The sequence below is a fragment of the Actinoplanes sp. NPDC051388 genome, from assembly GCF_055586225.1.
In genome coordinates, this window is sequence record NZ_JBVJIP010000001.1 from 615,728 (window position 1) to 638,992 (window position 23,265).

The 23,265-nt window shown below is 71.7% G+C and carries 23 protein-coding genes; 16 read left to right on the forward strand and 7 right to left on the reverse strand.

The features are described from left to right. Positions 1 to 12 precede the first annotated feature (12 nt). Positions 13 to 840, forward strand: coding sequence for an inositol monophosphatase family protein (locus tag ACZ6TI_RS02905; protein ID WP_465343269.1), 828 nt, complete (start codon positions 13 to 15; stop codon positions 838 to 840). A gap of 2 nt (positions 841 to 842) precedes the next feature. Here the strand turns inward: ACZ6TI_RS02905 and ACZ6TI_RS02910 are convergent, their stop codons facing one another. Next, the gene (locus tag ACZ6TI_RS02910; protein ID WP_465343270.1) at positions 843 to 1,394 is read right to left on the reverse strand and encodes a LytR C-terminal domain-containing protein; all 552 of its coding nucleotides are present in this window, start codon (positions 1,392 to 1,394) and stop codon (positions 843 to 845) included. Positions 1,395 to 1,760: 366 nt separating this feature from the next. Here ACZ6TI_RS02910 and ACZ6TI_RS02915 point away from each other — a divergent pair, with 366 nt between their 5' ends. Together ACZ6TI_RS02915 and ACZ6TI_RS02920 are read left to right on the forward strand one after the other, a co-directional pair. Further along, positions 1,761 to 2,057 carry a DUF4193 domain-containing protein gene (locus tag ACZ6TI_RS02915; protein WP_015624762.1) on the forward strand — a complete coding sequence of 99 codons (297 nt, stop codon included), beginning with the start codon at positions 1,761 to 1,763 and terminating at the stop codon, positions 2,055 to 2,057. Between the two features lie 91 nt (positions 2,058 to 2,148). After that, entirely contained in the window at positions 2,149 to 3,027 is an 879-nt protein-coding gene (locus ACZ6TI_RS02920) for a hypothetical protein (RefSeq protein WP_465343271.1), read from the forward strand. On the opposite strand, the gene ACZ6TI_RS02925 is transcribed toward ACZ6TI_RS02920, so the two are convergent. Continuing rightward, the gene (locus tag ACZ6TI_RS02925; protein ID WP_465343272.1) at positions 2,989 to 3,474 is read right to left on the reverse strand and encodes a DUF3093 domain-containing protein; all 486 of its coding nucleotides are present in this window, start codon (positions 3,472 to 3,474) and stop codon (positions 2,989 to 2,991) included. The genes ACZ6TI_RS02920 and ACZ6TI_RS02925 overlap by 39 nt on opposite strands. Before the next feature lie 48 nt (positions 3,475 to 3,522). Between ACZ6TI_RS02925 and dut the strand changes: the two genes are divergently transcribed. From dut to ACZ6TI_RS02945, 4 genes are read left to right on the forward strand one after another with little or no spacing between them, the layout of a single operon-like run. Further along, a complete protein-coding gene (gene dut, locus ACZ6TI_RS02930) occupies positions 3,523 to 4,068 on the forward strand; it encodes a dUTP diphosphatase (protein WP_465343273.1) in 546 nt (181 codons plus the stop codon). Positions 4,069 to 4,073: 5 nt separating this feature from the next. After that, positions 4,074 to 4,718, forward strand: coding sequence for a DUF3710 domain-containing protein (locus ACZ6TI_RS02935; RefSeq protein WP_465343274.1), 645 nt, complete (start codon positions 4,074 to 4,076; stop codon positions 4,716 to 4,718). 32 nt (positions 4,719 to 4,750) lie between these two features. After that, positions 4,751 to 5,131, forward strand: a complete 381-nt coding sequence (locus tag ACZ6TI_RS02940; RefSeq protein WP_465343275.1) for an OB-fold nucleic acid binding domain-containing protein — start codon at positions 4,751 to 4,753, stop codon at positions 5,129 to 5,131. After that, positions 5,128 to 5,904 carry a DUF3159 domain-containing protein gene (locus ACZ6TI_RS02945; protein WP_465343276.1) on the forward strand — a complete coding sequence of 259 codons (777 nt, stop codon included), beginning with the start codon at positions 5,128 to 5,130 and terminating at the stop codon, positions 5,902 to 5,904. The genes ACZ6TI_RS02940 and ACZ6TI_RS02945 overlap by 4 nt, the downstream gene beginning before the upstream one ends. Here the strand turns inward: ACZ6TI_RS02945 and ACZ6TI_RS02950 are convergent. Both ACZ6TI_RS02950 and ACZ6TI_RS02955 read right to left on the reverse strand, forming a co-directional pair. After that, a complete protein-coding gene (locus ACZ6TI_RS02950) occupies positions 5,888 to 6,568 on the reverse strand; it encodes a potassium channel family protein (protein ID WP_465343277.1) in 681 nt (226 codons plus the stop codon). The two genes, ACZ6TI_RS02945 and ACZ6TI_RS02950, sit on opposite strands and share 17 nt — an antisense overlap. Beyond that, complete coding sequence (locus ACZ6TI_RS02955; RefSeq protein WP_465343278.1) at positions 6,565 to 7,230, reverse strand: potassium channel family protein; 666 nt, start codon at positions 7,228 to 7,230, stop codon at positions 6,565 to 6,567. Before ACZ6TI_RS02955 ends, ACZ6TI_RS02950 begins: the two co-directional genes overlap by 4 nt. Positions 7,231 to 7,344: 114 nt before the next feature. Between ACZ6TI_RS02955 and ACZ6TI_RS02960 the strand changes: the two genes are divergently transcribed. After that, positions 7,345 to 9,387, forward strand: a complete 2,043-nt coding sequence (locus ACZ6TI_RS02960) for an APC family permease (RefSeq protein ID WP_465343279.1) — start codon at positions 7,345 to 7,347, stop codon at positions 9,385 to 9,387. Next, the gene (locus tag ACZ6TI_RS02965; protein ID WP_465343280.1) at positions 9,384 to 10,628 is read left to right on the forward strand and encodes a class I SAM-dependent RNA methyltransferase; all 1,245 of its coding nucleotides are present in this window, start codon (positions 9,384 to 9,386) and stop codon (positions 10,626 to 10,628) included. Before ACZ6TI_RS02960 ends, ACZ6TI_RS02965 begins: the two co-directional genes overlap by 4 nt. On the opposite strand, the gene ACZ6TI_RS02970 is transcribed toward ACZ6TI_RS02965, so the two are convergent. Further along, positions 10,618 to 11,997 carry a cation:dicarboxylate symporter family transporter gene (locus ACZ6TI_RS02970; RefSeq protein ID WP_465343281.1) on the reverse strand — a complete coding sequence of 460 codons (1,380 nt, stop codon included), beginning with the start codon at positions 11,995 to 11,997 and terminating at the stop codon, positions 10,618 to 10,620. The genes ACZ6TI_RS02965 and ACZ6TI_RS02970 overlap by 11 nt on opposite strands. A 116-nt stretch (positions 11,998 to 12,113) precedes the next feature. Here ACZ6TI_RS02970 and dxs point away from each other — a divergent pair, with 116 nt between their 5' ends. The 7 genes from dxs (at position 12,114) to ACZ6TI_RS03005 (ending at position 21,302) form a co-directional block, all read left to right on the forward strand. Continuing rightward, positions 12,114 to 14,027 (forward strand): 1-deoxy-D-xylulose-5-phosphate synthase, encoded by a 1,914-nt coding sequence (gene dxs / locus ACZ6TI_RS02975; protein WP_465343282.1) that lies wholly within the window; start codon positions 12,114 to 12,116, stop codon positions 14,025 to 14,027. A 43-nt stretch (positions 14,028 to 14,070) separates the two neighbouring features. Continuing rightward, positions 14,071 to 15,384, forward strand: coding sequence for an outer membrane protein assembly factor BamB family protein (locus ACZ6TI_RS02980; RefSeq protein ID WP_465343283.1), 1,314 nt, complete (start codon positions 14,071 to 14,073; stop codon positions 15,382 to 15,384). Positions 15,385 to 15,393: 9 nt separating this feature from the next. Continuing rightward, positions 15,394 to 16,665, forward strand: a complete 1,272-nt coding sequence (locus ACZ6TI_RS02985) for an outer membrane protein assembly factor BamB family protein (RefSeq protein WP_465343284.1) — start codon at positions 15,394 to 15,396, stop codon at positions 16,663 to 16,665. Continuing rightward, a complete protein-coding gene (locus tag ACZ6TI_RS02990) occupies positions 16,662 to 17,972 on the forward strand; it encodes an outer membrane protein assembly factor BamB family protein (protein ID WP_465343285.1) in 1,311 nt (436 codons plus the stop codon). The genes ACZ6TI_RS02985 and ACZ6TI_RS02990 overlap by 4 nt, the downstream gene beginning before the upstream one ends. A 27-nt stretch (positions 17,973 to 17,999) precedes the next feature. Continuing rightward, the gene (locus tag ACZ6TI_RS02995; protein WP_465343286.1) at positions 18,000 to 19,310 is read left to right on the forward strand and encodes a PQQ-binding-like beta-propeller repeat protein; all 1,311 of its coding nucleotides are present in this window, start codon (positions 18,000 to 18,002) and stop codon (positions 19,308 to 19,310) included. A gap of 70 nt (positions 19,311 to 19,380) precedes the next feature. Beyond that, a complete protein-coding gene (locus ACZ6TI_RS03000) occupies positions 19,381 to 20,070 on the forward strand; it encodes a response regulator transcription factor (RefSeq protein ID WP_465343287.1) in 690 nt (229 codons plus the stop codon). Then, positions 20,067 to 21,302, forward strand: coding sequence for a sensor histidine kinase (locus tag ACZ6TI_RS03005; protein ID WP_465343288.1), 1,236 nt, complete (start codon positions 20,067 to 20,069; stop codon positions 21,300 to 21,302). The genes ACZ6TI_RS03000 and ACZ6TI_RS03005 overlap by 4 nt, the downstream gene beginning before the upstream one ends. Here the strand turns inward: ACZ6TI_RS03005 and ACZ6TI_RS03010 are convergent. Both ACZ6TI_RS03010 and ACZ6TI_RS03015 read right to left on the reverse strand, forming a co-directional pair. After that, the gene (locus ACZ6TI_RS03010) at positions 21,299 to 22,048 is read right to left on the reverse strand and encodes a DUF2637 domain-containing protein (RefSeq protein WP_465343289.1); all 750 of its coding nucleotides are present in this window, start codon (positions 22,046 to 22,048) and stop codon (positions 21,299 to 21,301) included. The genes ACZ6TI_RS03005 and ACZ6TI_RS03010 overlap by 4 nt on opposite strands. Positions 22,049 to 22,194: 146 nt before the next feature. Beyond that, complete coding sequence (locus tag ACZ6TI_RS03015) at positions 22,195 to 23,244, reverse strand: hypothetical protein (RefSeq protein ID WP_465343290.1); 1,050 nt, start codon at positions 23,242 to 23,244, stop codon at positions 22,195 to 22,197. Positions 23,245 to 23,265 lie beyond the last annotated feature (21 nt).

The following is a 23,265-nucleotide window of genomic DNA, read 5'->3' on the forward strand; positions in this document are numbered from 1 at the left end:
AGCCCATCGGGCATGGAGGTGACCGACATTTCCGGGACATCGAAGCCGGACGACCTGCTCGCCGTCGCGGTGCGCATCGCCCGCGACGCGGCGGACACCGCGCGCCGGATGCGCGACGCGGCGATCAACGACGTGCAGACCAAGAGCACCGACACCGACGTGGTCACCGCCGCCGACACGGCGGTGGAGCGACAGGTGGTCGAGGCGCTGCGCCGGGAGCGGCCGGGCGACAGCGTCCTGGGCGAGGAGTACGGCGACTCGGCCGCCGCCGAGCCCGGCGCGACCAGGTGGATCCTCGACCCGATCGACGGCACCGTGAACTACCTCTACGGGCTGCCGCAATACGCGGTGTCGCTGGCCGCCGAGGTGGACGGCGTCGTGGTGGCCGGAGTGGTGCGCAACCCGGCGACCGGTGACGAGTGGACGGCGACCCTCGGCGGCGGCGCCTGGCGGTCCGGCCGGCGGCTGTCCGGCTCGGTTCGCACCACGCTGGACCAGGCGCTGGTCGGTACCGGGTTCGGATATGACGCGGCCCGCCGCGCGCATCAGGGCGCCGTGGTGGCCGGGCTGATCACCCGGATCCGGGACATCCGCCGGCTCGGCGCGGCCGCGATCGACCTCTGCCTGGCGGCGGAGGGCGCGCTGGACGCGTACTTCGAGAAGGGTCTCAATCCCTGGGATCATGCCGCGGGCGGGCTGGTCGCCACGGAGGCCGGGCTGCGAGTGTCCGGACTCGACGGTGACCCGGCGAGCGGGCAGATGCTGATCGCCGCGCCGCCGGCACTCTTCGGCGCCCTGCACGACGCGCTGGCCGAGCTGGACGCGGCCGGCGGTCCCTAGCCCTAGGAGGGTTCCTTGGCCGCCTTCTGGGCGGGGGCCACGCAGGCGCCCGGTGGCAGCTCGGGCTCGCCCAGCTCGATCAGCGACTGGTTGACCTCGGTGCTGGTGGCGAGCTGGCGATATCCCGATCCGATCACGATGTCGACCACGTCGGTGGTGCGCTTGGCGCTGTATTCCGCCTTGGCCTTGCCCAGGAAGTAGGCCTTGATCAGCTGCGCGTTGCCGACCGCCTTCGGCCCGTACTGGATGATCGCGATCCGCTCGAACTTCGACTTGCTCTCGGCCGGCTTCTGCATCAGGAAGCCGCGGTTCTTGAAGTCGTCGGTCACCCGGTCGGCCAGCCCGGACGTCTTCGTGCCGTTGAGCACCCGCACCTTCACCTGGTCGGTGTCGTCGGGCAGGGTCAGCACGGCGCGGGGCGCCCCCTCGGGACACCCGTCGCCGGCCGCCACCCCGCCCTGCGTGTCGCGGACCAGGGCGACCACGACGAAGACGATCGCGGCCACGGCGAGGACACCGAGAACGACGAACGCTCGGACGCGCGCAAAACTCATGCTGCCGGCTCCAGAGGGTGTGCCAGGACGGGAATGAAGCTGAGGTTAGCGTCTGCCCGCCAAGCCTGCGGAAACAGGAGATACTTCCGGCGCGCCGACGATGATCCACGCACTGGGGCCCCTACCTTGATGTCGCCTCAGTCACATCGGGAACAATGAGCCGCCTGCGCGCGTACAACGGTCCTGCGGGAGCGGTAAGGTACCGCGCTCGCCGGGGCATTTCCACGAGGGGGTGGAAGCGTCCCGCCGGCAGTCGCTCTCCACTGAACGGTTGAGTAAGAAAAGTCCGCGCGAACCGGGAACCAGGAAGACGTCGCCGGCGTTACTAACGCCAAGTGACACATCGATACAGGAGAGTGAAAACCGATGGCCACCGACTACGACGCCCCGCGTCGCGACGAGGTCGACCTCGGCGAGGACAGCCTCGAGGAGCTGAAGGCCCGCCGTGCCGATTCCCAGTCGGGCGCAGTGGACGTCGACGAGGTCGAGGTGGCGGAGAGCTTCGAGCTCCCCGGCGCCGACCTGGCCGACGAGGAACTCACCGTCAAGGTGCTGCCGATGCAGACCGACGAGTTCCGCTGCGCCCGTTGTTTCCTCGTGCATCACCGCAGCCAGCTGGCCGCGGAGCGGAACGGGGAGCTGATCTGCCGCGAGTGCGCCTGACGGGCGCGAGCGGCTCCACCCTCCGACGGGTCTGGCGTCCGGTTGTTTGACTGGACCCCGAAGGGGCGAATACAGGACGGGGAGGACGACGATGACCACACCCGAGACCGGATCTTTGAGTTCCGACCCGTCCGACACACCGGACACCGAGGTCGCGGCGGACAGCGGCAGCGGCATTGCAAGCAACATTGACAACAGCGACGTCGGCAACGACGGCGACAGCGGCATCGGCAACACCGTGGCGGCGCTCACCGCGGACGACATCGAGCCGGCCGGTCGCCGGCGTCTGCTCGGACGTCTCGTCGACGACGTCCGACGGCGCGGGCTCGGCCAGGTGTTCCGGCCCAAGGCGGCACTGCGCTGGATGGCCGACGTGGTCGGCGACATCGCGCTGCACGTGCCGGTGCGCGACGTCGAGACGCTGCACCGGCATTTCGAGGGGCTGGACGACGACGAGCTGGCCGAGCGCCTGATCCGCAACGCCGCCCGGGCCACCGCCGGGATCGGCGCGGCGGGCGGCGGCGTCGCCTCGTTGCAATGGACCGTCACGCCCACCCTGCTGTCCGCGCCCGTCCTGCTGACCGCCGAGACAGTGGCCGTTGTGGCGATCGAGCTCAAGCTGATCGGCGAGCTGCACGAGGTCTACGGGCAGCCGGTGCGGGGCTCCGCCGCACAGCGCGCGACCAGCCTGATCCAGGCCTGGGCCAGCCAGCGCGGGGTGAACCCGCTGCTGCCGGGCGTGGGCGTCGGCACCGTGCTGGGCACCGCGGCGCGCAAGGAACTGCAGAGCACCCTGCTGCGCCGCTTCGGGCGCAACCTGACCACACTGGGCCCGCTGCTGACCGGCGCGGCGGTGGCTTCCTATCTGAACCGCCGGGCCACCCGGAAACTGGCCGACGAGGTGCTGAAGGACCTGCGCAAGAAGCGCAAGTCACTGCCGGCGCGCGGCCTCAAGGAGCTGGGTAGCTAGCTCGACCGGACGGCGGGTGCTGACCACCCAGAACGGGGTCGGATCGTCCGGGTCGTCGAGCAGCACCTGGACGGCGCCGCCGATCCACGGCCGCTGGATCACGAAGGCCAGCGGGTGGGCGCCGACCCCGAGCGCCTCACGCTTGCCGGCCGCGTCGAGCGCCACCACCTCGGCGATCACCGAGAGCGGCAGCCGGGCGTCGTCCACCCGGAACTCGTCGGCGGTCACCGCGACCCGGATCCGGCCGGCCCAGAGCAGGGCCGCCACGGTCAGCGGCAGTGTCACGGCGAACGGGAGCCAGAGGGGCACGCCGGTGATGCCCATGGCGATCTCGGCGGCGACCAGGCCCCCGCCGAGGAGCATCAGCGGCCACGACCAGAGCGGCACACCGAGACGTTCGGCGTACGCCGGACGGGTGGTGATGCGCTCTCCGGGGTCGGATGTCACGCTGGTGAGGGTACGGCGCGCCTCCGCTCGCGAGCACGGCAGGATGGCATGGTGGACGCCGCCCAGCTCGCCGGAGTCAGGGCGAGATCAACCGAGAAGAGAAGTGACGCTGTGGACGTTGCGGTCCGCCGGCTCGATCCGGACCTGCCCCTGCCGGCCTATGCCCACCCCGGTGACGCCGGCGCCGACCTGGTCGCCGCCGAGGACGTCGAGCTCGCGCCCGGTGAGCGCCGGCTGGTGCCGACCGGCATCGCGATCGCGCTCCCGGAGGGGCACGTCGGTCTCGTGCACCCGCGCTCCGGACTGGCACACCGCCTCGGCGTCACGGTGCTCAACGCGCCCGGTACGGTCGACTCCGGATATCGCGGTGAGATCCTGGTGAACCTGGTCAATCACGACCCGGCCGCCACGGTCAAGATCTCCCGTGGTGACCGCATCGCCCAGTTGCTGGTGCAGCGGGTCGAGCGCGCTAATTTTCACGTCGTCGACGAGCTGCCGGAGACGGTGCGGGGTGCGGGCGGCCACGGCTCGACCGGCGGCCACCAGACGTTCCCCGCGCCGCCCGCCGACGCAGCGACCAGTGCAGAAAGGTGACTTCGATGTTCTCCCGTAAGCGGCCACGGCACGTCCGCGACGCCGACGCGCCGCAGTCGGCCGCCCTCGCGCACAGCATGACCGCGGGCGACGGGACGCCGCCCGAGCACGGCCCGTGGGACCAGCGGTGGGCGCCCGAGGCGGCCCGGCTCGACCTGGGCAGCCTGCAGATTCCCGCGCTCGAGGGCGTCGAGGTGCGGGTGCAGGCGGGTCAGGACGGCAACGTCGAGCACGTGGTGCTGGTCTCCGGCGCCGGCGCGGTCGAGTTCGCCGCGTTCGCGGCGCCACGCACGGACGACATCTGGGACGAGGTCCGCGCCGAGATGTTGCAGGAGATGAAGGCCGGCGGGCTCGCCGTGCGCGAGGAGCTCGGCCGGCACGGCACCGAGATCGTGGCCCAGCTGCCCGGCCCGGAGGGACAGCTGGTCGACGTGCGCTATGTCGGGGTGGACGGGCCGCGCTGGTTCGTGCGGGCCACGTTCCAGGGGCCGGTCGCGGTCGACGCGGACGCCTCGCCGGTGCTGTGGGAGTGCCTGGAAGGCCTGGTGGTGGCGCGCGACGACGAGCCGCGGCCGGTCCGCGAGCCGCTGCCGATGAAGCTGCCGCAGGAGATGGCCGATCAGGCGCAGAGCGCGACGCCGGAGGGTTAGGGCAGCATGCGCACACGGCGTACCGTGGGATGATGTCGACCGACGAGAAGGCCTCCGGCTTCCGGCGGTTCCTCGAGCGCCTCACCGCCTCGGAGGACGAGCTGCAGGCCGAGGAGCTCCAGCGGGAGAGCGCGAAATGCGGCGCGATCCCGGCCGGGCAGTGTTCCCGGGGGCAGGTCGTGTCGGTCTCCGGACGGCTCCGGACGGTGGCATACACCCCGCGCACCAACCTGCCGACGCTCGAGGCGGATCTCTACGACGGCAGCGACGTGGTCACCCTGGTATTCCTGGGCCGGCGCTCGATCGCCGGGATCGAGCCCGGCCGGCAGCTCACCGCCCGCGGTCGCATCGCGCTGCGGGACGACCGTAAAGTGATCTACAACCCGTTCTACGAGCTGGAGGCGCCCCGGTGACATCCGGCAGCGAGCCCCGTCACGCCGCCGCGCCGCCCGAGGGGGTGGAGGAGAGGCTCGCCGAGGAGATCGTCGAGGAGCAGAACCTGCATCCCGTCGAGGAGGCCGAGGAGCCCTTCCCGTCGATGAGCGAGCAGGTCTCCGAGCAGCTCGGCGGGGTCCGTGGGCTGGTCGAGTCGAGCATCCCGGTCGTCGCGTTCGTGCTGCTCAACGTGCTGCTCGGGGAAAACGTCGCCGGGCTCGACAAGCGCACCGCTCTCTATTGGGCGATCGGTGGCGCGGTCGGCACCGCGGTGCTGATCGGCATCTACCGGTTGTTTCGCAAGGAGCCGATCCGGCACGCGGTCAACGGTGTCTTCGGCATCGCGCTCGGCGCCTGGCTGGCCTGGCGCTCCGGCGACGCCAAGGACTTCTATCTGCCCGGCATCCTGCTGAGCCTGGGTCAGGTGGTGATCCTGATCGGCTCCGTGGCGGTCCGCAAACCCATCATCGGGTACGTGTGGGGAGTGCTGGCCAACAAGGGCAAGCACGACTGGTTCGGCAACAAGGAGCTGTTCCGCACGTTCCAGTGGCTGACCCTGGTCTGGGCCGGCTCACTGTTCATCCGGGCCGGGGTGCAGGGCTGGCTCTACCTCGCCGATCAGGCCACCGCGCTCGGTGTGACCCGCATCCTGATCAGCTGGCCGATGTATGCCGCCACCTTCGCGTTCACGGTGTGGGCGATCCGGCGGGTCACCCGGCGGCAGGCGGAAGCGGTCAGTCAACCTCTCTGACCACGCCCAGGATCACCGAGCGCACCTGGTCCTCGACCTCGGCGCGGCAGACGAAGATCAGCTCGTCGCCCGCCTCCAGCGGGTCGTCCGGGGTCGGCACCAGCACCCGCTTGCCGCGCAGAATGGTGACCAGCGCCGAGTCGCGGGGCAGCGGCACCGACCGCACCGGCTCGCCGACATAGGGCGCCTCGGCCGGCAGCGTGATCTCCACCAGGTTGGCCTCGCCCTGCCGGAAAGTCATCAGCCGGACCAGATCGCCGACCGTCACCGCCTCCTCCACCAGGGCGGCCATCAGGCGGGGCTTGCTGACCGCCACGTCGACGCCCCACTGCTCGGTGAACAGCCACTCGTTCTCCGCGCGGTTCACCCGGGCCACCACCCGGGCGACCGCGAACTCGGTCTTGGCCAGCAGCGACACCACCAGGTTGGCCTTGTCGTCGCCGGTCGCCGCGACCACCACGTCGCAGCCGGCCACGTCGGCCTCCTCGAGGCTGCTCACCTCGCACGCGTCGGCCAGCACCCACTCCGCCTCGGGCACCCGCTCCGGGCGCAGCTGGCGCGGCTGCCGCTCGATGAGCATCACCTGGTGCCCGTTGCCGATCAGCTCCGAGGCGATCGAGCGGCCCACGTTGCCGGCCCCCGCGATGGCGATCCGCATGGTCACAGGCCTCCCTGGACGGCGGAGGAGGCGAGCTCCAGCACCGCCCCGACGGTGTCGTCGGTGACCAGCACGAAGACCTGGTCGCCGTCCTGCAGGACGGTGGACGGGGTGGAGAGCGAACCGATGCCGAAGCGCATCAGATATGCCACCCTTGCGCCGGTCACGTCCTCGAACTGCTTGACCGTGTGCCCGACCCAGTCGCGGTGCAGCACCGCCTCGACGATCGAGATGGAGCTGGTCGGGTCGCGGAACACCTCGACCGTGCCCTCCGGAACCAGGTGCCGGACCATCCGGTCGGCGGCCCATCGGATGGTGGCCACGGTCGGGATGCCGAGGCGCTCGTAGACCAGGGCGCGGCGGGCGTCGTAGATGCGGGCGACCACGCGTGAGACGCCGTAGGTCTCCCGGGCCAGGCGGGCCGAGATGATGTTGGAGTTGTCGCCGCTGGAGACCGCCGCGAACGCGTCCGCGCGCTCGATCTCGGCCTTGTGCAGCACGTCCCGGTCGAAGCCGATGCCGGTGACCGTCCTGCCACCGAACTCGGCGCCCAACCGGCGGAAGGCGTCGGAGTTCTGGTCGATCACGGCCACCGAATGCCCGCGCGAGTCCAGCTTGTGCGCGAGCGTGGAGCCGAGCCGTCCACACCCCATGATCACCACATGCACGGTTGTCGCCTTCCGGGCTGCTGAGCTGTCAGAGCAAAGCGTGCCATGGGCACGCGACCCGTGGTGGCCGGGGCGGCCGACAGCGCGTCCCGCCCGGCCGTACCCTTGGCGCTTGTGGCAAGTTCGACGTCCCTCGTCAAGCGGCTGTTGGTGGGCCGGCCGTTCCGATCCGACCGGTTGCAGCACACGCTGCTGCCTAAGCGGATCGCGCTGCCCGTCTTCGCCAGCGACGCGCTGTCGAGCGTGGCGTACGCGCCCGACGAGATCCTGCTGACCCTTTCGATCGCGGGGGCGGGCGCCTATCTCTATTCGCCGTGGGTGACGCTGGCCGTCGCGGTCGTGATGATCACCGTGGTGGCGAGCTATCGGCAGAACGTGCACGCCTATCCCTCCGGCGGCGGCGACTACGAGGTGGCCACGGTCAACCTCGGGCCGCGCTTCGGGGTGGCGGTGGCCAGCGCGCTGCTGGTGGACTACATCCTGACGGTGGCGGTGTCGGTCAGCGCCGGGGTGTCGAACCTCGGCTCGGTGGTGCCGTTCGTGGCCGAGCACAAGATCGGCATCGCGCTGGCCGCGGTCATCCTGCTGACCGCGATGAACCTGCGCGGACTGCGCGAGTCCGGCACCGCGTTCGCCGTCCCGACGTATGCCTTCATCATCGTGATCGTCGGGATGATCCTGACCGGGCTGGTCCGCGTGTTCATCCTCGGCCAGGATCTGCGCGCGCCCAGCGCCGATCTGGTCATCGCGGCCGAGGAGAGCCATCTGACCAGCTTCGCCTTCGTCTTCCTGCTGTTGCGCACCTTCTCCTCCGGCTGTGCGGCGCTGACCGGCGTGGAGGCGATCTCCAACGGCGTGCCCGCCTTCAAGCAGCCGAAGAGCAAGAACGCGGCGACCACGCTGCTGCTCCTCGGCAGCGTCGCGATCGTGATGCTGGTCGGCATGGTCTTCCTGGCCCAGGCCACGCATCTGCAGTTCGTCGAGGACCCCGCGCAGATCGTCGGCGGGCCGGCGAACTATGTGCAGAAGACGGTCACCACCCAGCTCGGGGAGACCGTGTTCGGCAGCGGTTCGATCCTGCTCTATCTGGTCGGTGCGGTCACCGCGCTGATCCTCTTCCTGGCCGCGAACACCGCCTTCAACGGCTTCCCGGTGCTCGGCTCGATCCTGGCCCAGGACCGCTTCCTGCCGCGTCAGCTGCACACCCGCGGCGACCGGCTGGCCTTCTCGAACGGCATCATCTTCCTGGCGATCGCCGCGATGGTGCTGATCGTGGCCTTCGAGGCCGAGGTGACCCGGCTGATCCAGCTCTACATCGTGGGTGTGTTCGTGTCCTTCACGCTGTCCCAGGGCGGCATGATCCGGCACTGGAACCGGCTGCTGCGGACCCAGCGGGACCCGAACAGGCGGCGCCAGATGTTCCGGTCCCGGGCGATCAACAGCTTCGGCATGGTGCTCACCGGCGCGGTGCTGATCGTCGTGCTGATCACCAAGTTCCTGCTCGGCGCCTGGATCGCGATCGCCGCGATGCTGGTCATCTATGCCCTCATGCTGAGCATCAAGAAGCACTACACGCGGGTCTCGGCCGAGCTGCAGCCGACCGACGAGCGGCCGGTGATGCCGTCCCGCAACCACGCGGTGGTGCTGGTCAGCAAGGTGCACCTGCCGACCCTGCGGGCGATCGCCTATGCCCAGGCGACCCGGCCCGACACGCTGACCGCGGTGACCGTGAACGTGGACGACAAGGACACCCGGGCGATCCAGGCCGAGTGGGAGCGCCGCCAGGTGCCGGTGTCGCTGACCGTGGTGGACTCGCCCTATCGCGAGATCACCCGGCCGATCATCGACTTCGTGAAGAGCCTGCGCCGCGGCTCGCCGCGGGACGTGGTGACCGTGTTCGTGCCGGAATACGTGGTCGGCCGCTGGTGGGAGAACCTGCTGCACAACCAGAGCGCGCTGCGGATCAAGGGGCGGCTGCTCTTCGAGCCCGGCGTGATGGTCACCAGCGTGCCCTGGCAGCTGCGGTCCAGCCAGGACAAGGACCTGGACCGCTTCGACCGGGACATGAGCCGGGCGCCGGCTCGCGGCCCGCGCTCCCACCCGGCGCCCCCGCCGGCCACCCCCGCCGAACCCGAGAAGGATGGCGCTCCCCAGTGATCGAGCACGTGACCGTGGAAGACCTGGTCGAAGGCGACACCGTCGAGGTGACCGTCGGTGCGCCGGCGCACGGCGGGCACTGCGTGGCCCGGCTGGGCGGGGAGCACGGGCGGGTGGTGTTCGTCCGGCACGCGCTGCCCGGCGAGCGGGTGACCGCGGAGATCACCGAGATGCACAAGGGCTATTGGCGCGCCGACGCGATCGAGATCCACGAGCCGTCGCCGGATCGGGTGGCGGCGCCCTGTGCGTACGCGAAAGCGGGTTGTTGTGGGGGTTGCGATCTGCAGCACGTGAGCGATCGGGCCCAGCTGGAGTGGAAGACCGCCGTGGTGCGCGAGCAGTTGGCGCGGCTCGGCGGGATGAGCTCCGACGTCGAGGTCGAGCGGCTGCCCGGCGGACTGCTCGGCTGGCGGTCGCGGGTGCGCTACGCGGTGGACGCCGTCGATCGGCCCGGGCTGCTGCGGCACCGGTCGCACGAGGTGGTGGCGATCGACCGTTGCCTGATCGCGCATCCGCACATTCAGGACCTGGACGTGCTCGAACGGCAGTGGCCGGCCGTGAACGGGATCGCCGCGGTGGCCTCCACCGGCGGCGACGTCACCGTGCTGGCCCTGCCCACGCCCGGCAGCCAGTCGCCGACCGACGACGCGGACCCGGGCGGCGTGCTGCTGGCCGGACCGGCCGAGGTGCGCGAGGTGGCCGCGGGCCGGGAGTGGACGGTGCCGGCCGAGGGCTTCTGGCAGGTGCATCCGGCGGCGGCCGAGACGCTGGCCGGCGCGGTGCTGGAGATGCTGCGGCCGGCGCCTGGGGAGACCGCCTGGGATCTCTACGGCGGGGTGGGGCTGTTCGCCGGTGCGGTCGGCGCGCGGACCGGCGCCCGGGTGACCGTGGTGGAGTCCGGCGCCGAGACGGTGGCCGCGGCCCGGCGCAACCTGGCCGACCTGCCCGGCGTGGAGGTGGTCGCCGCCCGGGTGGAGACCGCGCTGCGCAAGCGGCGGATCACCGGCCCGGTCGACCTGGTGGTGCTGGACCCGCCGCGCTCCGGCGCCGGCGCCGAGGTGGTGCGGGCGATCGCGGCCGCCGGGCCACGGGCGATCGCCTATGTGGCGTGCGACCCGGCGGCGCTGGGCCGGGACATCGGGACCTTCCGGCGGCTCGGCTGGAACGTGGCCGAGGTGCGCGCGTTCGACTGCTTCCCGATGACCCGGCACGTGGAGTGCGTGGCCCTGCTTACGCGGTGACCTTTTTAGGCTCCTCCTCCGGCGTCTCACCCTCGGTCGGAGGCTCCGCGGCGCTGGCGTGCGGATCGTCGGAGAAGGTCGTCTCGTCGAACGGGTCCTCGCCGCTGAACACGCGGTCCGCCTGGGCCGGGTCATATTCGCCGGTCCACTTGCCGACCAGCACCGTGGCGATCGCGTTGCCGGCGAAGTTGGTCAGCGCCCGCGCCTCGGACATCAGCCGGTCGATGCCGACGATCAGGCCCACGCCGGGCACCAGGTCGGGGCGGTGGCTCTGCAGGCCGCCGGCCAGCGTGGCCAGGCCGGCGCCGGTGACCCCGGCCGCGCCCTTGGAGGCGATGATCATGAAGAGCAGCAGGGAGATCTGCTGGCCGACGGAGAGCGGGTTGTCCATCGCGTCGGCGATGAACAGCGACGCCATGGTCAGGTAGATCGCCGTGCCGTCCAGGTTGAACGAGTATCCGGTCGGCACCACGATGCCCACCACCGGGCGGCTCACGCCGAGGTGGCCCATCTTCGCGATCAGCCGCGGGAGCGCCGATTCCGAGGACGAGGTGGACAGGATCAGCAGGAACTCGCGGGCCAGATATCTGAACAGCTTGAACACCGACATGTTCGCGACCAGCCGGAGGATGACGCCGAGGATCACGAAGACGAACAGGAAACACGTGATGTAGAAGCCGATCATGATGCCGGCCAGGCTCTTCAGCGCGTCGAATCCGGTCGCGCCGACCACCGCCGCCATCGCGCCGAACGCGCCGATCGGGGCCAGCCACATGATCATCGACAGGATCTTGAAGACCAGGCGCTGGATCACCTCGATGGCCCGGATCACCGGCTCGCCGCGCCGGCCCAGCGACTGCACGCCAAAGCCGACCAGCAGCGCCACCAGCAGGGTCTGCAGCACCTCGCCGGAGGTCAGGGCGGAGAGCAGAGTGTCCGGGATGATGCCGAGGATGAACTCAGTGGTGGACTTCGCGTCCTCCGCGACCTGCGCCTCGCCGGTCGCCCGCAGCTCCTCGCTGAGGTTGAGCCCGGCGCCCGGGTGCAGGATGTTGCCGACGATCAGGCCGATCGCCAGGGCCACGGTCGACATCAGCAGGAAGTAGCCGAGGGCCAGACCGCCCACCTTGCCGACCTGAGCCGCGCGGCGGATGGAACCGACACCGAGGACGAGCGTGCAGAAGATGATCGGGGAGATCATCATCCGGATCAGATCGACGAAACCGGTGCCGAGCGGGCGAAGGTCCTTACCGAACTCGGGGAAGAGGAAACCGACCGCAATGCCCAATGCCATCGCGACCAGCACCGCGATGTAAAGGAAATGGCTGCGATCGCGACGGCGCGGGGGTGCTGCGGTATCGACGGTCATGCTGAGTTTCTAACGTATTTCCGGCCCGTGGTCACCGTGTAGATCCTGTGCAGGTGTCGTCGTGCAGAACCTCGTGCCCGATGCGGTTGGGCGCAGCGCCGATACACTCGATCGTCATGAGCGAAGCCCACTCCGCCCCGTACGGCCTGCTCGGCTCGATCGCCTCGCCCGCCGACCTCAAGCGGCTCACTCCCGAGCAGTTGTCCCTGCTCGCGGCCGAGATCCGCGACTTCCTGGTGGCCAAGGTGTCGCGCACCGGCGGCCACCTCGGTCCGAACCTCGGCGTGGTGGAGGTGACCCTCGCCCTGCACCGGGTCTTCGACTCCCCGCGGGACAAGGTGTTGTTCGACACCGGGCACCAGGCCTACGTGCACAAGATGGTCACCGGCCGGCAGGGCGGATTCGATCTGCTGCGCCAGCGCGGCGGCCTCTCCGGTTACCCGAGCCGGGCGGAGAGCGAGCACGACCTCATCGAGAACTCGCACGCGTCCACCGCGCTGTCATATGCGGACGGCATCTCCAAGGCCTTCGCGCTGCGCGGCGAGGACCGGCACACGGTGGCCGTGGTCGGCGACGGCGCGCTCACCGGCGGGATGTGCTGGGAAGCGCTCAACAACATCGCGGCGGCGAAGAACCGCCTGGTCATCGTCGTGAACGACAACGGCCGGTCCTATGCGCCGACGATCGGCGGCCTGGCCGACCACCTCTCCACGCTGCGCCTCAACCCGGGCTACGAGAAGGTGCTCGACCTGGTCAAGGACGCCCTCGGCTCGACACCGGTGATCGGCAAGCCGGCCTACGAGGTGCTGCACGCCGTCAAGCGCGGCATCAAGGACGCGGTCAGCCCGCAGCCGATGTTCGAGGACCTGGGCCTCAAATATGTGGGCCCGGTGGACGGCCACGATGTGCAGGCCATGGAGTCCGCGCTGCGCCGGGCCAAGGGCTTCAACGCGCCGGTGATCGTGCACGCGGTGACCCGCAAGGGCTACGGCTACCGCCCGGCCGAGGACGACGAGGCGGACTGCCTGCACGGCCCGGGTGGCGCGTTCAGCATCGAGACCGGCAAGCTGCTCGCCGCCCCCGCGGTGAAGTGGACGCACATCTTCGCCGAGGAACTGGTCGCCATCGCCGACGTCCGGCCCGACGTCGTGGGCATCACCGCGGCGATGAGCGAGCCCACCGGCATCGCCACGCTGGCCAGGAAATATCCCGAGCGGGCCTACGACGTGGGCATCGCCGAGCAGCACGCCGCCACCTCGGCGGCCGGGCTGGCGATGGGCGGGCTGCACCCGGTGGTCGCGGTCTACGCCACCTTCCTCAACCGGGCCTTCGACCAGGTGCTGCTGGACGTGGCGATGCACGGGCTGCCGGTCACCTTCGTGCTGGACCGGGCCGGCGTCACCGGCCCGGACGGCCCGAGCCATTACGGGATCTGGGACATGAGCGTCTTCGGGGTGGTGCCGGGGCTGCGGATCGCCGCGCCACGGGACGCCGCCACGCTGCGCGAGGAGCTGCGCGAGGCGGTCGCCGTCGAGGACGGGCCGACCATCCTGCGCTTCCCGTCCGGCTCGGTCGCCGCGGACCTGCCGGCCCTGCGCCGGATCGGCCCGGTGGATGTGCTGCGCGAGGACGAGCGCAAGGATGTGCTGCTGGTCGCGGTCGGCGCGTTCGCCGCGATGGGGATGGCGGCCGCGGAGCGGATCGCGGAGCAGGGGTACGGCGTGACCGTCGTCGACCCGCGCTGGGTGCGCCCGGCTCCGATCGAGCTGGCCGGGCTGGCCCGGCAGCACCGCCTGGTGGTGACGCTGGAGGACGGCGTGCGCGCCGGCGGGGTCGGCGACGGCGTGGCGAGCATGCTGCGCGACGCGGGCATCACCATGCCGTTGCGCGACTTCGGGGTGCCGGCCGGCTTCCACCCGCACGGCACCCGCGCGGAGATCCTGGCGAGCCTCGGGCTGACCGCGCAGGACGTGGCCCGCGAAGTGACCGAAACGGTCTCCCAACTCCAGGAGGAGCACGCGCCCCTGTAGCCCTCAAACGGCAGAACCGTTATTCAGCCGTTACCTTTGGAGGATGGCGGCGGAGACCTTCGGCGGGAACACGATCATCATCGACCTCGGTCTGGATCGTGGCGAGCCGGAGACGTATGCCAGGCCGACCCGCAAAACGGTGTCCGCATGGTTCGCGCCGTTCGTGATCGCGCTGGTCGTGCTGGTGGTCGCGGGCGCCTCCGCCGCGCCTCCGCCGCCGGCCCTGTCTCAGCTGCTCAGCCTGCGGGTGGGGCCGGCCGACTCGTACGCGCTGACGGACGGGCAGGAGCTGCTCGCGCAGTCCATGGGCACGCTCGCCGCCTATGACCTGAACGACGGCTCGCTGCGCTGGGAGACGGTGTCGGAGCGCCCCACCTATCGGCTGCGGACGGCGGCCGGGCTGGTCCTGATGCGGCCCTGGACCTATGGACCCGGGCAGCCGAACACCACCGCGTTGTCGCTGGCCGACGGCTCCACGAAGTGGCGCCACGAGGGCACGGTGATGAGCATCACAGGCTCGTCGGCACTGCTCTCCGTCTCGGCCGTCCGCAGCGGCGGCACCAACCGCCGGGTGCAGGGCCCGGTCGAGGCGCTCGACCCGAACACCGGCGCGGCCGTCTGGCGGGTCGACGTGCCGCGCACCGCGGTGCTGCTCGGCGTGCCCGGCCCGGGCGACGCCGGCGCGCGGATGATGCTGGTGCACGACAACCGCACGATGACCGTGCACGACCTGAGCTCGGGAGCGCTGCTCGCCACCGCCGTGCTGCCCTCCGCGAACTACGGCCCGGAGAACCCGGTGCTCTCCGGCGGGCTGGTCCTGCTGCGGCACCTCGGCCTGCACGGCGTGGTGATCTCCGCGTTCGACCCGGTGAGCCTGCAGCGGGTCTGGCAGCAACCGGCCGGCAAGACCTACGAGGTGCGCGACTGTGGTCCGGTGGCCTGCCTGAACGGGCCGGACGGCGTGCGCGGCATCGACCCGGCGACCGGCGAGGAGCGCTGGTATCGGGCCGGGTGGCGGAGCATCGAGCAGCGCGGGCGGCTGACCCTGGCGTACGGCTCGCCGACCGGGGTCGCGGATCCGGCCGGCATCATCGACCCCGCCACCGGCAAGATCCTGGTGCCGCTGGACGGGTGGCGGATGGTCGGCGGGACCGGTGGCGATCATCTGCTGGTGACCCGCGAGGTGGAGGCGGGCGCACGTACGATGGTCGCCGTCGCGGAACCGGGCATGTCCGGGCCACGGCCGCTGGCCGATCTGCCGCCGGGCACCGGTGACTGTCAGGCGGCGCCGGGGCGGCTGGTGTGCCGGTCGACCACGGGTGAGCTCGTCGTCTGGGCGTACCAGAAGAAGGTCTGAGGTGTTGGGGTGGCGCTGATCGAGCTCGATCTCGACGCGCCGCCCGCCGATCACCACGTCCGGCTGTCACCGGCCCGCATCTCGCGGTGGATCGGACTCACGCTGGTCGCGCTGCTCGCCCTCATGCTCGGCGGCGCCGCGCCCTTCGCCCCGGTGCTGTGGCGCCCGGCCGGATCCGTTCCGCTGGCCGCGGACGGCTGGTTCCGGCTGGTCGGCGACCGCGTCTACACCTATGACGACAGGTCCGTCTCGGCCTGGGACCTCGATCCGGCCACCCGGCGGTGGACGCTCACCCCGCCCGCGGTCGGCTCGGGCGAGGACGAGAGCACCGGCGGCCGGCTCGTGGTGGCCGGCGCGACGGTGGTGCTGCAGTCGCCGCAGTGGCGGACCGTCGTCGCGGACCACGCGACCGGGCAGGTCCGCTGGCGCTCGCCCGGCCCGGTGGAGGTCGCGACCGGAGAGGTCGGGCTGACCCGGGACGTGACGTTCCGGTCGGGCTCGGAATATGAACGGACCGGCATCTCGCCGGGTGGCTCGGCCTATCTGGAACCGCCGGAGCGCACCGTGCTCAACGGCGTCGACCTGGCCACCGGGCGCCGGCTGTGGTCATTGTCCGGCGAGGGCGCGGTCTTCACCGAGGTCGTCGGCGACCTGCTCCTGGTGATGTCCGCCGACCGGCTGGCCCTGGTCGAACCAGGGACCGGCGCGATCGTCCGCGAGCAGGCCGCGGCCGATCAGTCGTTCGGCTGGGTGGTCGGCGACACCGTGCTGGGCCGGCACGGCAGCGAGATGATCGCGTACGACCTGGCGACGCTCGCGCCGCGCTGGCGGGCGCCGGCCGACCGGGCCGGGTCGGACCTGGCCGGCGGACGCTGCGACGGCCTGATCTGCCGCCTGGAACCGGAGAGCATCCAGGTGCTCGACCCGGCCACCGGCGCGGTGCGCTGGCAGGTCTCGTCCGGACTGGTGCTGCGCCGGGTCGGCGACGCGGTGCTGGAGACGGACGTGCTGGCCGGCCGGCCGCTGCGGCTGCTCGACGCGGTCACCGGCGCCGTCCGGGCCACCGTCGACGACTGGTCCACCGCGATCGGCGGCGAGCAGTTCGTGCTGGCCCGGCTGAACCTGGCCCGCCAGGGCTGGGAGTTCGCCGCGCTCGGTGCCGGGGTGGTGCGCCCGCTCGGCTTCAGCCCGGTGCTGGTGCACGACTGCCAGGCGAGCGCGCGGCTCGTGGCCTGCCGCACCACGACCGGCGTCGTGGTCTTCCGGATGGGCGCGCCGTGACCGTGATCGAGGTGGACCTCGACGAGTCCCCGGAGGCCTTCGACCGGCCACCGCCGGTGCACCGCTATCGCTGGGCCGGCCTGGCCCTGGTCACCGCGCTGCTGCTGGCACTCGGCGGCGCCGCTCCGGTCACCTCCACGCTCTGGCGCGAGGTCGGGTCGATCAAGGTCGGCGGCGGCTGGTTCACGCTCGACCACGACCGCCTCTACACCTTCAGCGACGGCACCCTGCAGGGCTGGAGTCTTTCGCCGCTCGAGCAGCGCTGGTCGGTCACCCCCGCGTCGGCGTCGGAACCGCCGTCCGACGTCGTGGTGCTGAACACCGGCGGCCGGGTGGCGGCGGTCGACGACACGATCCTGGCGCAGCTGCCCGACGCGTCCTCCGCGGTGCTGGACGCCGGGACCGGGCGGGTCCGCTGGACGTCGCCGGCCCAGATCGACCTGATCATCGGCGGGGTCGGGCTGACCCAGGAGATGATCTTCCGGCCGGGTTCCGAGTACGACCGGTCCAGCGGCGATCCGGGCGCGATCTTCGTGTCGACGTCCACCGGGAAGGCGTACACCGAGCCGCCGCAGAGCACCGAGCTGCGCGCCTTCGACCTGGACACCGGCCGACGGCGGTGGACCCTGCCGGGCAAGCGCTCGATCTTCACCGCACCGGCCGGCGAGCTGCTGCTCGTGGTGTCCGCCGACCGGCTGGCCCTGGTCGAGCCGCGCACCGGCGCGGTGGTGCGGGAGCGGACCGCCACCGACCTCAGCTGGAGCTGGGTGGTCGGCGACACCGCACTGGTGCGGCACGGCGACGACATGACCGCGTACGACCTGGGCACCCTGACGCCGCGCTGGTCGGCACCCGCCGACCGGGCCGGCCCCGAGGTGGTCGGCGGGTCGTGCGAGGACCTGATCTGCCGCACCTCGCCGAGCGGCACGGAGGTGCTGGACCCGGCCACCGGTGTGGTGCGCTGGCAGACCGGGCGCGACGTGAGCCTGAGCCGCGAGGGCGACGTGGTGGTCGAGATCGACAGCGTGACGCGGCGGCCGCTGCGGCTGCTCGACCTGGCGACCGGCCGCGATCTGGGCTCGCTGCGGAGGTGGCAGTCGATGACGCTGGGCGACACCGCCGTGCTGATCCGCCCGGACATCACCAACTCGCGATGGGTCTTCGCGGCGCTGCACGACGGGCGGGTGCAACCGCTCGGCCAGGCCGGCTCGGACGTGCAGGACTGCCGGGCCAGTGGGCGGTTCGTGGCCTGCCGCACGTCCACCGGCGTGGACGTCTTCGAGACCGGAATTTCTTTTTCCGCGTGACGGCCGGGCCGCGCGCAGAATGAGCGCGTGGGCGATGTGCTGATCGAGCTCGGCGAGGTGGACGACACCGACCGCCGCAGCGTCGCGCCGCCCCCGCCGCTGCGCTGGCGGCCGTTCTTCGTCGGCCTGGCGGCGCTGCTGATCGGGCTGCTCACCGGCGCCGCCCACCGCGGGCCGCCGGACCCGCCGGTGGTGGTGGAGGCGCGGCTGGGCGACATGACGTTCGTCTCCGAGGACCGGCTCTTCGTGGTCAGCGCCGGGCCGCAACTGCACGACTCGGCCGTCTCCAACAAGATCGTTTCCACGTACGCGCTGCCGGCCGGCGACCTGCTGTCCCGGACCACGGTGGCGGTGACCGGCGCGATCTTCAACGTGATCGAGGCGGGACCGGCGATCCTGGTGTCGTATCAGGTCGACACGGTCGGGGCCGAGGCCACGGTGGCGCTGGCCGCCGGCACCGGGGTGGCGTTGTGGCGGCGCCCGGCCCGGATGCTCGCCACCTCCGCCGCGGACGGGCTGGTGCTGCTGCGCGAGAACAGCCCGCAGTTCGGCAACCTCAACTGGTTCGGGGTGGATCTGGCCACCGGGGAGATCCGCTGGCAGGTGCAGCAGCCGATCCGGGGCTTCACCACCGAGGCGGGGTTCGCGGACGGCTTTCCGAGCATGCTGGTGACGGCTCGGGACTCCGGGCTGATCGAGGTGCGGGACGCGCGTACCGGTCGGGTGAGCGCGACCGCCCGGGTGCCGTTGCGGAATCTGCCGGCCGGCGCCGACGTGCCGGTCTGGCCGGCCGACGGGCTGCTGCTGGTCGGCGCGCCCACCGGCACCACCGCTTATGCGCTGCCCGGCCTGGTGCAGAAGTGGCACAGCGAGACCGATCTGGCCGGACGCTGGGTGCAGCCCGGCTGTGCCGGCGCGATCTGCTCGCTGAGCTGGCAGGGCGGGCTGCGCGTGCTGGATCCGGCGACCGGGGCGCAACGCTGGTCGGATCCCCGCTGGAACTACGCCGATCAGGCCGGCGCCCATCTGCTGGCGATGGAGAACACCGGCACCGAACGGATCAACGTGGTGTCGGTACTGGACCCGGCGACCGGGCGGGTGCGCGGCGACTTCGGGCCGTGGCGCTCGATCGGCGACGCCGGCCCGGACGGGACGGTGGTCGGGCTGCGCGAGCGGCTGGTGGACAACATCGTGTGGTATGCCCGGCTCGACCCCGCCACGCTGGGCGTCCGGCTGCTGGGCGTGGCCGATCAGGTGTCCGGCGACTGCCAGACCACCCACGACGTGCTGGTCTGCCGCCGGATCGACGCTTCGGTCGGGATCTGGAAGCTCAAGTAGCCTGCACTTACGGCCTCTTCACACCTCAGCGACGAGGCTTGGCCGCGGTGCGAGATCGGGAGGCGCGGGCGTGCGCGTGCTGGTGGTGGAAGACGAGCGGAACCTCTGCGATGCGATTGCGCGCGGGCTGCGGCGCAAGGGCATGGCGGTGGACGTCGCGTACGACGGGCTGGCCGGTCACGAGATGGCCTATGTGACGCGCTATGACGTGGTGGTGCTGGACCGGGACCTGCCCGGCATGCACGGCGACGACATCTGCGCGGCGCTGGTCGCCTCGGGCGCGCTGACCCGGGTGCTGATGCTGACCGCGAGCGGCACGGTCGCCGATCGGGTCGAGGGCCTGCAACTCGGCGCGGACGACTACCTGCCCAAGCCGTTCGCGTTCGACGAGCTGGTCGCGCGGGTGCAGGCGCTGGGCCGCCGGGCCACGCCGGCCGCGCCGCCGGTGCTGACCGTCGGCAACCTGGTGCTCGACCAGACCCGCCGGGTGGTGACCCGCGGCGGCGCGCCGGTCGATCTCACCAACAAGGAGTTCGGCGTGCTGGAGGAGCTGCTCAAGGCGCGCGGCGGGGTGGTGTCCAGCGAGGAGCTGCTGGAGCGCGTCTGGGACGCGAACACCGATCCGTTCACCACCACGGTCAGGGTGACGATGATGACGCTGCGCAAGAAGGTCGGCGACCCGCCGCTGATCGAGACGGTGGTCGGAGCCGGCTACCGGGTTCCGGAACCCGTCGTGGTCACACCAGGTTCGTCGGCATGACCGTCTATGCCGGCCGCAAGCCCGATCAGGTGCGGCTGCGGCCCACCCTGCGGCTGCGGCTCACCCTGCTGAACGGCATTCTGCTGGTCGGCGCCGGCGCGATCCTGGTGCTGCTCGCCTGGCTGCTGGTCGGCGACGCGCTGCACCCCGCGGACGAGCTGCGGATCGGCACCCAGGTGGTGCTCGCCGACGGCCGCACCCTGGACGCCGCCGCCTGGCAGCGGGACCTGGTCCAGGCCGCCTCCCAGGAACTGCTGGTCAAGGGCCTGATCGCGCTGTTCGCGATCGGCATCATCGGGATCGCCGGCGCCTATGCGGTGGCCGGCCGCGCCCTGCGCCCGCTGCACAACGTGACCGCCACCGCGCAGCGGCTCGGCGAGGAGACGCTGGACCAGCGGATCCGCTACTCCGGCGCGGACGACGAGGTGGCCGAGCTGGCCCGCACCTTCGACGCGATGCTGGACCGGCTGGCCGGGGCGTTCGAGTCGCAGAAGAGATTCGTGGCCAACGCGTCGCACGAGCTGCGGACACCCCTGGCGGTCATGCGCACCGAGATCGACGTGACGCTCAGCGACGACGAGGCCGACGTCGCCGAATACCGCCGGATGGCCAAGGTGGTGCGCAACGCCTCCGAGCGGGCGAACGGCCTGGTCGACGCCCTGCTGGTGCTGGCCCGCAGCGAGGCGCAGTCCGGCCGGCGGCTGGTCCGCAAGGTGCCCGCCGACCTGGCGACCAGCGTCTACAACGCGCTGTCCGCGGTGCGCGCCGAGGCCGAACGGCTCAAGCTCGACGTCAGCACCGACCTGTCGCCGGCGCCGGTGGTGGGCGACCCCAGCCTGCTTGACCGGCTGGCCGGCAACCTGATCGAGAACGCGATCCGTTACAACCACCTGATGGGCAAGCTCTGGCTGCGCACCGCCGCGGTAGGTGGTCAGGCGGTCCTGGTGGTCGGCAACACCGGCTATGAGGTGGAGCCCGCCGACGTCCCCGGATTGTTCGAGCCGTTCCGCCGCGGCGGATGGGAGCGCACCGGGTCACGCGGCTCCGGACTGGGCCTGTCCATCGTGCGCGCGGTGTGCGACGCGCACGGCGGCACGGTCTCCGCGGTGGCGCAGCCGGGCGGCGGCCTCGAGGTCACCGTCTCGCTGCCGGGCGCCGACACGACCCCGGTGGTCGCGGCGTCGGCATCCGTGCCGGTCAGCAAGAACCTGGGCGTCGCGCCGACGACCTAGGCGTCCGCCTTCTCCTTCTTGGCCGGCGCGCGCCGGGCGGTGGACGTCGCCCGCGCGGTGGCAGTGGTCCGCGGCGTCGTGGATCGGGCCGCGGCCGTTGCCCGGGGTCGCTTGGTGGCGGACGGGGTGAGCTCGGGGATGCTGCCGCCCGGCGGAGTGGCGCCGGCCGCGGGCGCGGGCTTCGCCGGCAGATAGCCCTTGAGCTCGGCGGCGGCGCGGGCCGACAGTTTCGATCCGGCGGGCGCGGCTTGCGGCGCCGGCCCTGCCGGTGGCACGGCAACGGGCGCGGGCCCCGCTGGTGGCACGGCAACGGGTGCCGGGATCAGGCCGGGGATGGCACGGGCCTCCGCCTCCAGCGCCGAGATGCGGCCGGCCAGCTCGACCAGGCAGATGCTGGCCACCACGATCAGGCCGTCCACCGAGAGCGGCAGCAGGTAGGGCGATGCGCCGGTCTCGCCGTAGCGGGCCGCGACGCCGGCCATGTGCCAATAGGAGACCCAGGCCGCGATGCCCGCGATGGTGGCGGTGGCGACCAGCCGGGCGAAGGCCAGCGACCTGCGATGCACCGGCACGCGGGAGATCAGCTCGACGGTGAGCAGCAGCGCCAGCGGCGGCCACGCGGCGATCGCCTGGCTGATCGGGTTGTCCATGGCGTGCAGGATGTTCGCCACCACGGATGCGGCGACGCCGAGGAGCAGGGTCGCGCGGACCGCCCAGCGGACGCGGCGCAGCTGTGGCAGGGGCACCGGACAAACTCCTTCATTCACCGATCGGGGATCGCTCGTCAGCGGCCCATCCTGAACGGTGAATGTGACGACGCGGCCCTCCGAAGAGAACCGCGTCGCGTTCGTGTCTGGAGTGATATGACCATGTGACCGCGCCGCGGCGCGTGTCAGCTTGACTTCTCGACCTCGCCGCGAATCTTGGCGAACTCGCCCTTGGCCTTCGACACCGACTTGAAGTACCAGATGATCCAGCCCACGCTGCCGTCGTCGGCCCACGCGCAGAGCGCCATGTCGACCCCGGACGCGTCCGCCTTGCCGCACTTGGCGACGCCGCCGAGCGGGCCCGGATCGATGGTGACGATGTTGGTGACCTTGAGGCCGCCGACGCCCGCGCCGAGGAAGGTGCCGTTCAGCTCCTGGCTCGGGTTGCGCACCGGCGCCTCGACGCCGGCCACCACCACGATGTCGCGCTTGGCGACGGTGCCATAGAGCGCGCCGACCGTGTTCGACGCGTTCGGGATCTTGTCGAGGTCGGCCTGCAATTGGTCGGCCACGTCCTCGAACTGCTGGTCGGTCAGCTTGGGACGGCCGTTGAGCGTCTTCGGCTCGACGATGGTGATCGTCTTGGCCGGCGGCTCGGTGGTCGGCTCCGTGGTCGGCTCGGCGGTCGGGTCGGTCACGTCGTCGGACGTCGAGGTCGGCGTCGGGTCGATGGTGCCGATCTCGTTGGCCGTGTTGCGGGCGGCCAGCACGACGGCCGTGGTGCCGCCGCCGCAGAGCACCAGCACCACCGCGATCGAGACCAGCGTGATGGGCAGCGCCTTCGACTTCTTCTTCGGCACCGGCAGGGCCGCGTAACCGGGCTGCGCGTATTGCTGCTGGCCGTAGTCCGGCGGGCCCGAGCCGGGCTGGCCGAACTCCGGCTGCCCATAACCGGGCTGGCCGTAGCCGGGCGTCTGCTGCTGCCCGTAACCCCCGCCGTATTGCGGCGCGTCCGGAGCCGGCGGGCTCGAATAGGGCTGCTGACCCGACGGATAGGGCTGGGTCGGCGGGTATGGCTGGCCCGGATAGGGCGGTTGCTGCCCCGGGTAGGGCTGATTGGGCTGCTGGCCGGGCTGCTGGCCGGGCGGCTGCTGGCCCGGGTAGGGCTGGCCGGACCAGGGCTGGTTGGGGTCGGGCGGGCCCGACGGCTGGCCGGGGTACGGCGGCTGGGACATCAACGCTCCATCGATACGGCT